This window comes from Pseudoalteromonas sp. SR41-7 (assembly GCF_014163935.1).
In the GTDB taxonomy this organism is placed as follows: Bacteria; Pseudomonadota; Gammaproteobacteria; order Enterobacterales; family Alteromonadaceae; genus Pseudoalteromonas; species Pseudoalteromonas distincta.
Genome location: NZ_JACJEF010000001.1, coordinates 108,059 through 122,303, shown reverse-complemented (window position 1 = coordinate 122,303; position 14,245 = coordinate 108,059). Strand labels below are relative to the sequence as shown.

Genomic DNA, 14,245 nt, shown 5'->3' with positions numbered 1-14,245 from the left:
GATTTTAGCGACTTGCTTTATAAGCTTTAATCGCCTTACCTGATTTTTTATGTTTAATAATAGCTTTAGATGACTCGTTTTTTGCACTATTCGCTTTTACTAAAATGGTATTTATACTAAGCTGAATTAATTCTAATTGCTTTGCGCTTGGGCCGTCGCTGCTTTCGCACCATTGCTTTAGTTCAACATTTAAAGTGTCTAAAAGAGGCCGAGCTTCGTCTGCGTTATTATCATTTACTAACACTTCAATATTACTAAGCAACGTTTGTATGAGCTCAGAGTAGTTTGTTAGTTGCTCTGAAGATGTTGGCGAGTCCATAATTTAAATTAAACCGCAGGGCTTCGTTGATCTAGTGGAATGTTATCCCAGCCTTCTTTAATTTCTTTAACAATACTTGATACTTCCACAATTGCTTCAATATCGTTGTTTATGTTCGCTTGCGTTAAACGGCGTTGGCAGTAGTCGTACAGTGCCAATAAATTGTTAGAAATACTAGGGTCTTGTTCTACTTCTAAATTAAGTGCGTCTTGCAGTGCACCAAATAATAAAACACAGGCCGAAATATTTTCACCTTTTTTTTGTATTTCTTTGCGCTCAATAAACCCTTTTGTTGCTGCTAAGCGACCGATGATATTACTGAATATAAGGTTTATTTGTTCGTAAGGGGCCATTTCGGCAATACTACTGGCACGAACTTGACTGTATTTTTTTACTGAGACATGAGCCATGGGAAAATCCTAAAATTTAAAACGATAAAATTATGTGAAAGCTAATATAAAAAATTAATTAAGCTTTTATACTTTTATAAGAACAAAGCAATATTAATGCCAAGCATTTTCACTTATTTATGTATCGGCATTTGTAACTTCAACTTAAATTTATAATTGAGTTTATTTACTAACAATAGCATTTTTATTGCAGAGTAAATTAATTTTTAGGGCTAAGTTATAGTTAGGTAATAGTTAAGTAATGGCTAAGTTAAAACTATAACCCATACTTAATGATTAACTATTAAGTATGATTGACTTAACTAGCCCGCCTGTTTTTTGGCGTTTATGTCAAAAAACTGCCGCTATCACTTGCATCCATGCTGAACTGGCTTACAATTTAACTAATTATACAAATTAGTGAAAGTACGGCTCGCTAAATATGATCTTGATTTTAGATAATAATAACAACCGCGCAATAGGATTAAATGCTTCACTTGGCTTTATTGGTGAAGCTGTTCAACTATTAAGCGAAGACTGCTTTGAACAAGAATGCAAAAAATATCAGCAGCAAGAATGCATGATCATTTTAGGAGCATTGCAATCACTTGACCACGAAAGCTTAATTAAACGCTATCCAACATTACCCTTTTTGTTAATTGGCGAAACGCTAAAACCACTATTAAGTATAGCTAATGTAGTGGGGCTTATTTGCGAGCCGTTTAATCACGAAGTAACAACTCAGTTACTTCACGATTGCCAGCAGTATCAGCGCATGTTGCCAAATGAGCATAAGCATTCTAAACCACATAAAACTTTTGACGGACTTGTTGGTGAAACAGAAGCCGTAAAAGATGTTCGCTTTTTAATTGAACAAGTGGCAAAAACCGACGCTAATGTTTTAATTTTAGGCGAATCAGGCACAGGTAAAGAAGTGGTTGCCCGTAATGTACACTTGCTTTCAAAGCGTATTAATGGACCGTTTGTACCTGTAAACTGTGGTGCTATTCCGGCTGAGCTGCTCGAAAGTGAACTCTTTGGCCACGAAAAAGGCGCGTTTACTGGTGCTATATCGGCTCGTAAAGGGCGCTTTGAACTAGCTCAAGGCGGGACGCTATTTTTAGATGAAATAGGCGATATGCCACTGCAAATGCAAGTTAAGTTGCTGCGAGTATTGCAAGAACGCAGCTACGAACGTGTTGGTGGTACAAAGGCAATCCAAGCTGATGTACGCGTTATTGCGGCCACGCATCGTAATCTTGAAACAATGATTGAAGAGGGTAGTTTTAGGGAAGATTTATATTACCGTTTAAATGTATTCCCTATCGAAAACCCATCGCTGAGTGAACGTGCTGATGATATACCGCTGCTTTTAAAAGAGTTAATGCGCCGTGTTAACGACCAGACTGGTTCTACCGCTAAGTTTACAGAGCGCGCAGTTGAGAGCTTAAAAGAACATGCTTGGCCTGGTAATATTCGTGAGCTTGCTAATTTGGTGGAGCGTATGGTTATTATGTTCCCTGACAAAGTGGTCGATATTCCTGATTTACCTAACAAATATCGTTACATTGAAGTTGAAGCCTACGAGCCAGAATACCCTGAAGAGTTAATGGAAAAAGACGCCTTTAACGATATATTTAGCACAGGCTTTAGTGATTACGAAAGTGAGCCAGACGCTGAGTTTAGCCAAACGGGTAGTGGGCTATTACCTGATGATGGTATTGAACTTAAAGATTATTTAGCCGAACTTGAAATAAGCTTAATTACCCAAGCGTTAGAGCGCTATGATTACGTTGTAGCTCGCGCTGCAGAGATATTAGGGGTTCGCAGAACAACACTCGTTGAGAAAATGAAAAAGTATAATCTTTCAAGAGATTAAGGTTTAAAAGCAGCTGTCAGTGTTAAGTTATAAATTGGCCAAACACAGTAGATAAAGAACCCCTCGTTTTGTAGGTGCGGTTTTATACCGCACTTTACTTAAAAAATATTAGCAAGAGCGCGAAGTAAATTCGCACCTACACGGTTTTTACTTTTGTTGTAGACGCTAGACTTGCTCGCGTGAAAAGCGTAGCTTTTAATCATTTAAATAAAACGTTATTTCACAAAGAGAAAAAACGAGGATAAATGAGAAACCATAGCCAACTTACGCGTTACTTCTCTATAGCGCAGCGTCTCTTAACCTCTTTGTGAACTCATCACTTTTATGGTTAGAAATCACTTACTCACTAAAAGTCTTAATAATTTCTTCTTTTCTAAAACAATCATTACTGTGATCGTTAACCATACCGCAGGCCTGCATATGCGCATATACCGTTGTTGGGCCTAAAAACTTAAAACCCCGTTTTTTTAAATCTTTAGCAAATGCAGTTGATGCCTCTGTAATTGCTGGGTAGTCCTCAGCGTTATTTAAATTACTTATAATCGGTTTATTATCGACAAACTGCCATTGGTAGTTACTAAAACTTCCAAATTCTTTTTGTATTTCTATAAAGAACTTTGCGTTGTTAACAGTTGCCGCAATTTTTAAGCGATTGCGCACAATACCCTCATCAAGCATTAATCTCTCAATGTCATCTTGTGTGAATTGTGCCACTTTATCTACATCAAAATTAGCAAATGCTTTTTTATAACCGCTGCGCTTTTTTAAAATTGTGTACCAGCTTAAGCCGGCTTGCGCTGATTCAAGAGTGATAAATTCAAACAGCTTTGTATCATCATAAAGAGGGACGCCCCATTCTTCATCATGGTAAATAACGTAGTCGGGTTTAGTGGTGTCGAGCCACGGGCAACGGCACTTTTTTTGCTCACTCATTATTATTCCTTTTTGTGTGCGTCATTTTTATGTCGCTCAAATTATTGATGTAACTCAATGATATGTATGCAAATAAATTTTGGTATAAATCGTGCATTTAGACATATATCTACATCAATTCGAGATTTGATTATGGCCCTTGCCAGCGTGCTAAAACCACAGTTTTTTTCTGCAAATCAGTATAACCCATGTTTACTTCAAGAGGAGTACATTGGTGAATTAAGCGATCTGCGCAAGCAAGCAAGTTGGCTTTCGCATTTGGTTGATACCATGCCTGCAGGCGTGGTTGTACTTGATGGCAAAGGGTTGATTGCAAAAGCGAATCAAATAGCGATTGATATGCTTGGCGAGCCACTTGAAGGCGAACGCTGGTTTAATGTTATTCAGCGCTCTTTTAGGCCACATCAAGATGATGGCCATGAAGTGTCTTTAAAAGACGGACGCCTAATAAAGCTTGATATTACTGCTTTAGCACCAGAGCCTGGGCAACTTATTTTAATGACGGATTTAACCGAAACTCGCCGCTTACAAAAACGTGTTGCACATATGCAGCGATTAAGCGCGCTGGGTAAAATGGTTGCATCATTAGCGCATCAAGTACGTACGCCGCTTTCAGCCGCTATGCTTTACGCAGCTAATTTAGGGTCTAAGCGCTTACCCGAAGCATCTCGCGATAACTTTCAAACAAAGTTAATGTCGCGTTTAAAAGATTTAGAAACTCAAGTAAACGACATGCTGTTATTTGCTAAAAGTGGCGATCAGCAAGTTGTTGAGCAAGTTTCAATGCAGCAGCTTTTAACCGAAGTTAAAGCGGGTGCTGATGCGATGGTCGCACTTAATGAAAGTGAACTGGATGTAAGCTTACCAGAACCCGATATACAAATAGTTGGTAATAAAACGGCATTGGCCAGTGCTATTCAAAATCTTGTGCACAATAGTATTCAAGTTATTGGCAGCGGCGCAAAAGTAAAAATTAGCGCACAAAGAGATTTAAAAGATTTAGATATGGTTCGTATTAGTGTGAGCGACAATGGCCCAGGTGTTGATTTAAGCCAAAGCGATAAAATTTTTGAACCATTTTTTACTACAAAAAGTCAGGGCACAGGTTTAGGGCTTGCTGTAGTGAGTTCGGTGGCTAGTGCGCACCAAGGCCGTGTTGATGTGACTAATAATACGCATGGTGGTGCCTGCTTTAGCTTGTTACTGCCTATTAAGGCAACATCTAAATTAGAGGGGTCATTATGAGTAACACTATTTTAGTTGTCGAAGATGACGCAGGGCTTCGTGAAGCCTTAATAGATACCCTTGAAATGTCGGGTATTGAATGTGTTGCAGCGAGCAGTGCTGAGCAAGCAATGTTACTACTTAAAAAAGATCAATTTTCGCTTGTTGTAAGCGACGTGCAAATGGGCGCAATGAGTGGGCTTGATTTACTACGCAGTATTAAATTAAACCATCCTGATTTACCTGTATTGATGATGACGGCGTATGCCACAATTGACGATGCGGTAGAGGCCATGCGCCTAGGTGCAATTGACTACATGGCAAAACCATTTGCACCTGAAGTGCTGTTAAATATGGTGAGCCGTTATTTGCCTGAAAAAGAAAAAGAAACCGACGGCCCCATTGTTGCTGACCCAACTAGTATTCAATTATTGGAGCTTGCAAGTAAAGTAGCACGCTCTGATGCAAGTGTAATGGTACTTGGTCCAAGTGGTTCAGGTAAGGAAGTACTTGCGCGTTATATTCATGATAAGTCGAGCCGATGTAATGAGCCATTTGTAGCGATTAACTGCGCGGCTATTCCTGAAAATATGCTCGAAGCCACGTTATTTGGTTACGAAAAAGGGGCTTTTACGGGCGCGATTCAAGCATGTCCGGGTAAGTTTGAGCAAGCACAAGGCGGCACTATTTTACTTGATGAAATTACTGAAATGGACTTAGGGCTACAAGCTAAACTTTTACGCGTACTGCAAGAACGTGAAGTAGAGCGTTTAGGGGGGCGTAAAACAATTCAGCTCGATGTACGTATTTTGGCAACCAGTAATCGTGATTTAAAAGAAGCTGTGTCTGAAAATCAGTTTAGAGAAGATTTATATTACAGGCTTAATGTTTTTCCACTTATGTGGCGACCATTGTGCCAACGCCCTGGCGATATTATTGTATTGGCTAAGCATTTAATTGAGCGCCATATAAGTAAAAGCAAAGAGCCTATGGCGTATTTAGATAAAGCTGCTGAGCAAAAGTTACTGGCTCACGCGTGGCCTGGTAATGTACGCGAGCTTGATAATGTTATACAGCGTGCGCTTATACTGCGCACGGGTAACACAATAAACGAGCATGCTATTTTTATCGAAAACTTAGTATCTAATAACTTTGTTATGGAGCCTTCATTGGCACCGGCGCAAACCGTATCGCCAACAGAATTAGCTCATGCAGATAAAGGTGTTGATAAAAGCACGTTAAGCTCTGCATATTATGATGAAAAATCGCATGCTGAGGATGAGCCTAATCAAGGTTTGCTAGCGGCAGATACCGGTAGCTATAAAGATGAGCTTAAAGACAAAGAGCATCGTATTATTTTAGAAACCCTTGCACGTTGCCAAGGTAAGCGTAAAGACGTTGCTGAAACGTTGGGTATAAGCCCACGAACTTTACGTTATAAACTAGCGCAAATGCGCGATTTAGGTATTTCACTTCCTGCATAACCTCCTATAAACCCTAAGTTTGCGCTGCGAGCTTAGGGTTGTCAAAACTCTGACTCACACAAATTAAAGTTAACCTACTGTATTTTAATGATTAATTATTTGGCATGCTTTGTGCTTTATTACTTATAAGAGTTCACTGCGTGTCAGAGATAAATTATGAAAATTCAAAACAGTGCTGTATTTCAAGAAATGCAATCAATGGCTTTAGAAGCCGGCCGTAATAATCAAACTAATAAACTGCCAACTCAGGTGCAGTCTACTTCTACAGCACAATTTGGCGACATGCTAAGTGATGCAATAAATTCAGTGCACGGGTTACAACAAGATGCCGCGCAAAAAGTAACAGCAGTTGAGATGGGGGATCGAAGTGTATCTCTTGCTGAGGCGATGATTGCTTCTCAAAAATCGTCAGTTGCTTTTGAGGCTACAGTACAGGTTCGTAATAAACTTGTTGAAGCTTATAAAGAAATCATGAACATGCCCGTTTAATTAGGTAGTGGAGAATTATTGTGGCGCAATCTAACCAATCTACAGACCTAGCACTTGCTGGTGGCGGTATTGACCAAAGTGGTGGTGATGATCAACAAGAACAAAAGTCAGGCTACTTAAGTGCTTTAAATGGTGTTGATGTATTGCGCCAAGTAACATTGGTTATAGCATTGGCTATTTGTTTAGCTATCGCGATTTTTATTATTATTTGGGCTCGTCAGCCAGATATGCGTCCGTTAGGCAAAATGCAAACAGAAGAGCTTATTCAAACATTAGACTTTTTAGATGCGCAAAAAATTGAATACCAACTAGATGGCAATGTTGTATCGGTTGATGAAAGCGAATACCAAAACATTAAATTGCTAATGACCCGCGAAGGGTTAGAGCAAGGCCCTGCATCTGGCTCCGACATAATTATGCAAGATATGGGCTTTGGTGTAAGCCAACGCTTGGAGCGTGAACGTTTAAAACATGGTCGTGAACAGCAATTAGCACGCACCATTGAAGAGCTAAATAACATTACTCGCGCCAAAGTATTGTTAGCCATCCCTAAAGAAAACGTATTTGCCCGCAGAGAGAAAAAACCATCCGCTACTGTTGTATTAACACTTAAGCGTGGCCGCTCACTTGACCGTGAAGAAGTAGACTCTGTTGTTGATATGATTGCTTCAGCAGTACAAGGCTTAGAGCCTGCACGTGTTACGGTTACTGACCAAAATGGTCGATTATTAAATTCAGGTTCGCAAAGCTCATTAGCAGCACGCTCTCGTAAAGAATACGATTTAGAACGTAAGCGCGAACAAGAGTATCTTGAAAAAATAGACAGTATTTTAATACCGGTTGTTGGGCTTGCAAACTATACAGCTCAAGTTGATTTGAGCATGGACTTTAGCTCAGTTGAGGAAACTCAAAAGCGTTATAACCCAGACCTACCAGCGGTTAGAAGCGAAACCACATTTGAAGAAAATAACATTGGTGGTTTAGCTGTTGGTATTCCTGGTGCGCTTACAAATCAACCACCGCTAAACTCAAACATCCCTGAAGTTGCAGGACAAGGCGGCGCAGGCACAGCTACGTCACCAACACGTAGCCACAAAGAAGCAACACGTAATTATGAACTCGATACAACTATTTCTCACAAGCGCCAGCAAAGTGGTGTAATACGCAGAATAAGTGTGTCAGTTGCTGTTGACTATGTCCCTAAAGTGGGAGAAAACGGCGAAACAACTATGGCCCCGCGCTCGGTAGAGGCATTGTCAAATATTCGTCGCTTATTACAAGGTGGTGTAGGTTTTGATATGCAACGTGGTGATGCACTTGAAGTAGTAACAGTGCCGTTTGTACGTGAAGCAACAAATTTAGCAATAGAAGTGCCACTGTGGGAACAAGACTGGTTTATGAAAATAGCCCGCCTTGTACTAGGCGCCTTAGTTATCATTGTATTGATAATGGCAGTAGTAAAACCAATGCTTAAGCGCTTAATTTACCCAGACGATACACTAGAAGAATACGACGAAGATGCATTAAGTTCAGGCGTAGATATTGGCGACAATACACTTGATATGCTAAATAAAGACTTTGATTCTGCTTCGGTTGGTTTCTCAAGTGATGGTACACTGCAGTTACCGGATTTACATGGCGACGAAGATTTACTCAAAGCAATTCGTGCCCTTGTAGCTAACGAACCAGAACTATCATCACAAGTAGTGAAAGCGTGGTTAACAGAAGATGACTGATCAAGAACAAAAACAACTCCCGCCAGCCTTTGATGTTGATAAGCTAGATGGGGTAGATAAAGCCGCTATATTACTTTTGAGTTTATCAGAAGAAGATGCTGCGCAAATTCTTAAACACTTAGAACCTAAACAGGTGCAAAAAGTGGGTATGGCGATGGCTGGGCTACAGGATTTATCTCAAGCTAAAATTAGCGCTGTACACAACTTGTTTATAGAACAAATTCAAAGCTTTAGTACCATTGGTTTTCAGTCAGAAGACTTTATTAAAAAAGCGCTTACAGCAGCACTTGGTGAAGACAAAGCCGCTAGCCTTATTGACCAAATTGTTATGGGCTCAGGTGCTAAAGGCTTGGATTCATTAAAATGGATGGACTCTAAGCAGGTAGCAAACATTATTCGTAATGAGCATCCGCAAATTCAAACCATTGTATTATCGTATTTAGAGCCAGAACAGTCAGCTGAGATTATTGCTCAGTTCCCTGAAAAAGTGCGTTTAGATTTAACAATGCGTATTGCAAACCTTGAAGAAGTTCAGCCAGCAGCACTGCAAGAGCTAAACGAAATTATGGAAAAACAATTTGCCGGCCAAGCAGGTGCACAAGCCGCTAAAATGGGTGGCTTAAAAGCAGCTGCAGATATAATGAACTACCTAGATACCAATGTAGAAGGGCAGTTAATGGACTCTATTCGTGAGCATGACGAAGAGATGTCGCAGCAAATTCAAGACTTAATGTTTGTGTTTGAAAACTTAATGGATGTTGAAGACCGTGGTATTCAAGCAATCCTGCGAGAAGTACAACAAGACGTATTAATGAAAGCAATTAAAGGCACCGACGATGCCCTTAAAGATAAGATACTGGGCAATATGTCTAAGCGTGCAGCCGAAATGCTTGCTGATGATTTAGAAGCTATGGCACCTGTTCGTATAAGTGAAGTAGAAGCGGCGCAAAAAGAGATTTTATCAACAGCGCGTCGTTTATCTGACTCAGGTGAAATTCAGCTGGGCGGCGGCGGTGGCGAGGAGTTCTTGTAAACCATGAGCAAACTCAAAGGGCGCACACTTCGGGCTGATGAAGCAGATGAATTATTAAAAAACTGGGCTATTCCAGATGTAGCACTAGATGAGAGCAGCTTTGGCAATCGCTCTACAGCTTACGGTACACCGCTTAGTGATCTGTATAAAAAAGAATTAGCTGAAGAAATGCCAATTGATGAGCCACAAGAACCAGAATTGCCTGCGCTTACTATGGTTGAGCTTGAACGCATTAGGCAAGACGCCTACGAAGAAGGCCTCAAGCAAGGTCATGAGCAAGGCTACATAGACGGTTTTGAAAAAGGCGTTGGCGAAGGCAAAGAGGCTGGCTACAAAGAAGGCTTAGAGCAAGGTAAAACCAAAGGCCTTGATGACGTAAAACCATTAATTGAAGAGCAGTTAACAAGTTTAAAAACTATTTTAGAGGGACTTACTGCACCGCTAGATAAAGTCGATGAACAAGCTGAAAAGCAATTAGTACAACTTGCTAGTATGTTAGCGGAAGCTGTTATTTATCAAGAAGTAAAAACATCGCCAGATGTGATTTTACATACGTTAAAGCAAAGTATAGATTCTCTTAATGCCGAGCAAGAAAAAGTACGAATTCATTTAAACCCCGAAGATTTAGAGCTCATAAAAGAGAGTTACGGTGAACAAACCATTATTGATAATAACTGGCAATTAATGGCAGAGCCCACTCTTGAGCGCGGTGGCTGTGAAGTTAAAACAGCGCAATCATCACTCGATATGACCCTTAAAACACGTGTCAAAGAAACGTTGGATAGTTTTTTGCATAATAGTGGTATCTAACTATTTTATTGGCGTGTTATGTCAACTCAACGTGCACCTTTAAGCGAACGCTTATCTCAATATCAACAACATATAAAAACCCCAGCGCCTGCTGTGGCAGGTATTTTAACGCGTGTTGTTGGCCTTACCCTTGAGGCTAGAGGTTTACGTGCTCCCGTTGGTAGCCAATGTAAAATAGAAACTATGAACGGCTTTGTAGACGCCGAAATAGTCGGTTTTAACGATCAAACTTTGTACTTAATGCCTAATGATCATATCTCTGGTGTACTTCCTGGTGCGCGTGTAATTCCTCAAGTTAATAACTTAGGTTTACCTGTAGGGATGAGTTTACTAGGGCGCGTGGTTGATGGCTTAGGGCGACCGCTAGATGGCCTTGGTAAAATTAATGCTGAGCATCATTTAAAGTTTGCACAAAATACTATAAACCCGCTTTCAAGAAGACCAATCACTAAGCCTATGGATGTAGGTGTACGCGCTATTAACTCGGTTATTACAGTAGGGCAAGGCCAGCGCATGGGCTTGTTTGCAGGCTCTGGTGTGGGTAAATCAGTACTTCTCGGTATGATGACCCGAGGTAGCGAAGCCGATGTCATTGTTGTTGGTTTAGTGGGGGAGCGTGGTCGCGAAGTAAAAGAATTTATTGAAGAAATACTCGGTGTAGAGGGGCGCAAACGTTCAGTTGTTGTCGCAGCGCCCGCTGATTCATCACCGCTTATGCGTTTAAAAGGCTGTGAGAGCGCCGTAACTATTGCAGAGTATTTTAGAGATCAGGGTTTAAACGTATTATTGTTACTCGATTCGGTAACGCGTTATGCAATGGCGCAACGTGAAATTGCACTTGCTGTAGGCGAGCCGCCTGCTACAAAGGGTTATCCGCCTTCGGTGTTTGCTAAATTACCTGCGCTGGTGGAACGTGCTGGTAATGGCGGTGAAGGGCAAGGTTCAATTACCGCCTTTTTTACGGTGTTGAGTGAAGGCGATGATATGCAAGACCCTATTGCTGATGCAGCGCGAGCTATTTTAGATGGCCACATTGTATTATCGCGTGATTTAGCCGACAGCGGGCACTATCCCGCTATAGATATAGAAAAATCGATTTCGCGTGTTATGCCTCAAGTCGTTTCTGAACCACACATGCAACAAGCCCGTGTACTTAAGCAAGTTTATTCAATGTATCAACAAAACAAAGATATGATTACTTTAGGTGCTTATCAAAAAGGGACCGATCAAATGCTCGACCAAGCCATAAATATGATGCCAAGAGTAAATGCATTTTTACAACAAGGTATGCGAGATGTCATTAGTTACGATGATGGTCTGCAAGGTCTTGCTCAGTTACTAGGACAAGCATAATGGCTAAAAATAAACTCGATTTATTGCTCAAAATTGAAAATGATAAAGAAGAAAATTTGCGCATGAGTTACTTACAAGCCAATCAAAATTTGCAAGCAAATCAACAAAAGCTGCAAGGCTTAAATAACTTTAGACTTGAATATTCTCAACAGTTACACCTAAAAGGTAAGTCGGGTTTATCTAGTGCAGGGTTTGGTCAGTACCATGCTTTTATAGCTAAAATTGAAGAGGCAATTCGCCAACAAGCAAGTACAGTAAATACCGCTAAGCAAGTTGTTGCTCAACGTAAAACGCTATGGCTTAAGCAGCAAATTAAAGCTAAAGCAGTTGCCAAATTAATCGAGAATCAAAAACTCAAAGCAAATGCGTTAATGGCTAAAAACGAGCAAAAAATGTTAGATGAGTTTTCAGCTAATCAATTTTTTCAACGTCGGAAAGCTTTGTAATTCAGGCACGTTAATTGCTTTGTTACTTAGTGGTATTTAACTTTTGGCGGTATGCGGTGGCATATTGCCGTAATGGTATTAGGTGATTTATGGCGATGAATAACATTTCGTTTTTAGTTTCTTCTGAAAAAGATTCACTGTTAGCTTTTAAAGACAATAGCTTAGCTAATGGCGAAGGAAATTTAGGCGAGGAATTTTTAAGCCAGCTAAACGAAGCGCATAACGCTATGGGGCCTTTGCTTAAGGGCAATAAAAATCCCGATGCCGAAAACTCGATTGCCATACCGAAGCATAAACAGCCAGAAGAAAATGAAAATCTGAGCGTAAAGCTAGATGAAATAACAACAGACGAAGTTACTTTTGTATCTGTTGAGATGCTTGATCAAATTAATTCAGCACAAGCAATGAGCACCTCGATTAATAAGCCGTTCGATGCAACTAAAAGTATAGAATCAGAAAATGCAGAGTTAGAAACCATCACAGTAATTTTATCTGCTAATACAAGTGATGAAGTAACGACTGAAGAAGCGAATACAGCGAGTGTAGTGCAAAATCCAATTGCCACTAATGTAGACTCTAAAACGGCTAAATTAATTGATTCAAAAAGCGATAACTTAAGCTCACTACCTTTGAGCTCTTTACCATTAAATGAAGGCAAGCATCGGAAAAGTGGTGTTGCTGATGCTATTGAAGGGTCATTAAATTCTATAAATAAAAAGCCAGATGACAGCCCTGGCTCTACAGTAGAAAAACCTGAATTTGCATTAATGAGTTCTAAAGAGCAGCTAGGACAAAATAAGTCTGCTGATAAAAATAATACAGTTTTGCCAACACCCGCCGACAAAGCGAGCGTTACTCAGTCTCCTTTAGCCACAACTGAAGGTGATAATAATGCAGCAATAGATACGTTAATGACTAAAGATGCGAGCTTAATTAAAGCTAATAGCGTTATTGCTAGTTTAACGTCTGAGCAGCGCTCACAACTTAACGCGCAAGTTAAGGTATTAGAGAACGCTGATTCAACAAATAGCGCAACTAGTAACACTTCAAATCTTAAGCAAATGCTTGCACAATTTATTACTGATAACGAAAAAGCGCAAAGCACGGTAACAAAACACTCTTTTAGCGCAGAAATAAATTCACTTAATACAACTGAAAAACAAAGTTTATTAACGCAATTAAACGCATATATTAAAACAGAGCAGCCTAAAGGCGATCAGTTGTCAGTGCTTAAGCAAACAGTTAATGAGTTAAAAGCTTCTATTGAAATTGGGCTTGCTGATACCGCTAAATCAGACTCAAAAACGTTTGTGGCCTCAGAGACTCCTAATACAGTATATGATCCACAAAAGTTAAGCTTAAAGGCATCTACAAACGAAGGCGCGGATATTAATAAAGCCGTAGCAACCTCAGCTAAGCGTGATGATTTATTAAAATCATTTGAAGAGTTACAAAAAGATGGGCTTAGAAAAATAACGGCAGAACAAACTCCTGGACGCGTAGCACAAGTATTTACGCAAATTACAGCCGCTTTAAATACTCAGCAAACGAGCACATTAAGCCAATACGACTCATTAAGTTACGAGCAGAGCTTACTTGATACCCAAATAATTCAAACTCAACAATTACAAAGTACATCACAAGTTAAGCAAGTAAGTATTGATCCAGGTGTAATGCAGGCAATTAATATTGTTAAAAGTGATGCAGCTAAATTACTGCAAGAGCGCGTTAGCTCAATGTTGAGCATTAATAATAAAGAAGCAGAAATTCGCCTCGATCCTCCAGAAATGGGCAGCATGCAAATACGTATTCGTAGCGATGCAGAACAAGCACATATAAACTTTGTTGTACAAAACCAGCAAGCCAAAGAAGCGCTTGAACAATCAATGCCGCGCTTACGTGAAATGTTAGCGCAACAAGGGTTAGAGCTTGGTGAAAGCACTATTTCTTATGGGCAATCAGGTGGTGAAACAGCTGAGCAAAGTGAGAGTGGAGCCCAAGGTAATTTGGCTAATAATAAGTCAGTTAATGATGAAAATGACGAGCAAGCAAATAACACTGCACAAAGTTCTCGACAACAAACTTCATCATCAATAGATTACTATGCCTAAGTACTGCTATTATAATAGTTAAAACAAGCAAGTACCTTT

The 14,245-nt window shown here is 40.0% G+C and carries 13 protein-coding genes; 10 read left to right on the top strand and 3 right to left on the bottom strand.

From position 1 onward, the window contains the following. Positions 1-4: 4 nt before the first annotated feature. Both H5092_RS00610 and fliS read right to left on the bottom strand, forming a co-directional pair. Complete coding sequence (locus tag H5092_RS00610; RefSeq protein ID WP_182716012.1) at positions 5-319, bottom strand: hypothetical protein; 315 nt, start codon at positions 317-319, stop codon at positions 5-7. A gap of 8 nt (positions 320-327) precedes the next feature. After that, positions 328-729 carry a flagellar export chaperone FliS gene (gene fliS / locus H5092_RS00605; RefSeq protein ID WP_182712652.1) on the bottom strand — a complete coding sequence of 134 codons (402 nt, stop codon included), beginning with the start codon at positions 727-729 and terminating at the stop codon, positions 328-330. Positions 730-1,150: 421 nt separating this feature from the next. Between fliS and H5092_RS00600 the strand changes: the two genes are divergently transcribed. Further along, the gene (locus tag H5092_RS00600) at positions 1,151-2,587 is read left to right on the top strand and encodes a sigma-54-dependent Fis family transcriptional regulator (RefSeq protein WP_182682706.1); all 1,437 of its coding nucleotides are present in this window, start codon (positions 1,151-1,153) and stop codon (positions 2,585-2,587) included. Positions 2,588-2,926: 339 nt separating this feature from the next. On the opposite strand, the gene H5092_RS00595 is transcribed toward H5092_RS00600, so the two are convergent. Beyond that, on the bottom strand, positions 2,927-3,520 hold the full coding sequence (locus H5092_RS00595) for a DNA-3-methyladenine glycosylase I (RefSeq protein WP_182732716.1): 594 nt from the start codon (positions 3,518-3,520) through the stop codon (positions 2,927-2,929). Positions 3,521-3,652: 132 nt separating this feature from the next. On the opposite strand from H5092_RS00595, the gene H5092_RS00590 reads away from it, so the two are divergent. The 9 genes from H5092_RS00590 to H5092_RS00550 all read left to right on the top strand — a co-directional run bounded on the left by H5092_RS00590 (position 3,653) and on the right by H5092_RS00550 (position 14,206). Further along, entirely contained in the window at positions 3,653-4,765 is a 1,113-nt protein-coding gene (locus H5092_RS00590) for a PAS domain-containing sensor histidine kinase (protein WP_024608170.1), read from the top strand. Next, a complete protein-coding gene (locus tag H5092_RS00585) occupies positions 4,762-6,228 on the top strand; it encodes a sigma-54 dependent transcriptional regulator (protein WP_182732715.1) in 1,467 nt (488 codons plus the stop codon). The genes H5092_RS00590 and H5092_RS00585 overlap by 4 nt, the downstream gene beginning before the upstream one ends. 156 nt (positions 6,229-6,384) lie before the next feature. Further along, a complete protein-coding gene (gene fliE / locus H5092_RS00580; protein ID WP_039484631.1) occupies positions 6,385-6,717 on the top strand; it encodes a flagellar hook-basal body complex protein FliE in 333 nt (110 codons plus the stop codon). Between the two features lie 20 nt (positions 6,718-6,737). Then, positions 6,738-8,453, top strand: coding sequence for a flagellar basal-body MS-ring/collar protein FliF (fliF, locus tag H5092_RS00575; protein WP_039484629.1), 1,716 nt, complete (start codon positions 6,738-6,740; stop codon positions 8,451-8,453). Beyond that, the gene (fliG, locus tag H5092_RS00570) at positions 8,446-9,486 is read left to right on the top strand and encodes a flagellar motor switch protein FliG (RefSeq protein WP_007581881.1); all 1,041 of its coding nucleotides are present in this window, start codon (positions 8,446-8,448) and stop codon (positions 9,484-9,486) included. Before fliF ends, fliG begins: the two co-directional genes overlap by 8 nt. Positions 9,487-9,489: 3 nt before the next feature. Next, complete coding sequence (fliH, locus tag H5092_RS00565; protein ID WP_182732714.1) at positions 9,490-10,296, top strand: flagellar assembly protein FliH; 807 nt, start codon at positions 9,490-9,492, stop codon at positions 10,294-10,296. 18 nt (positions 10,297-10,314) lie between these two features. Then, the gene (fliI, locus tag H5092_RS00560; protein WP_002959338.1) at positions 10,315-11,649 is read left to right on the top strand and encodes a flagellar protein export ATPase FliI; all 1,335 of its coding nucleotides are present in this window, start codon (positions 10,315-10,317) and stop codon (positions 11,647-11,649) included. Next, positions 11,649-12,095 (top strand): flagellar export protein FliJ, encoded by a 447-nt coding sequence (fliJ, locus tag H5092_RS00555; RefSeq protein WP_182732713.1) that lies wholly within the window; start codon positions 11,649-11,651, stop codon positions 12,093-12,095. Before fliI ends, fliJ begins: the two co-directional genes overlap by 1 nt. A gap of 89 nt (positions 12,096-12,184) precedes the next feature. Beyond that, positions 12,185-14,206: a flagellar hook-length control protein FliK gene (locus tag H5092_RS00550; RefSeq protein WP_182732712.1), complete on the top strand. Its 2,022-nt coding sequence runs from the start codon at positions 12,185-12,187 to the stop codon at positions 14,204-14,206. Positions 14,207-14,245: the final 39 nt, after the last annotated feature.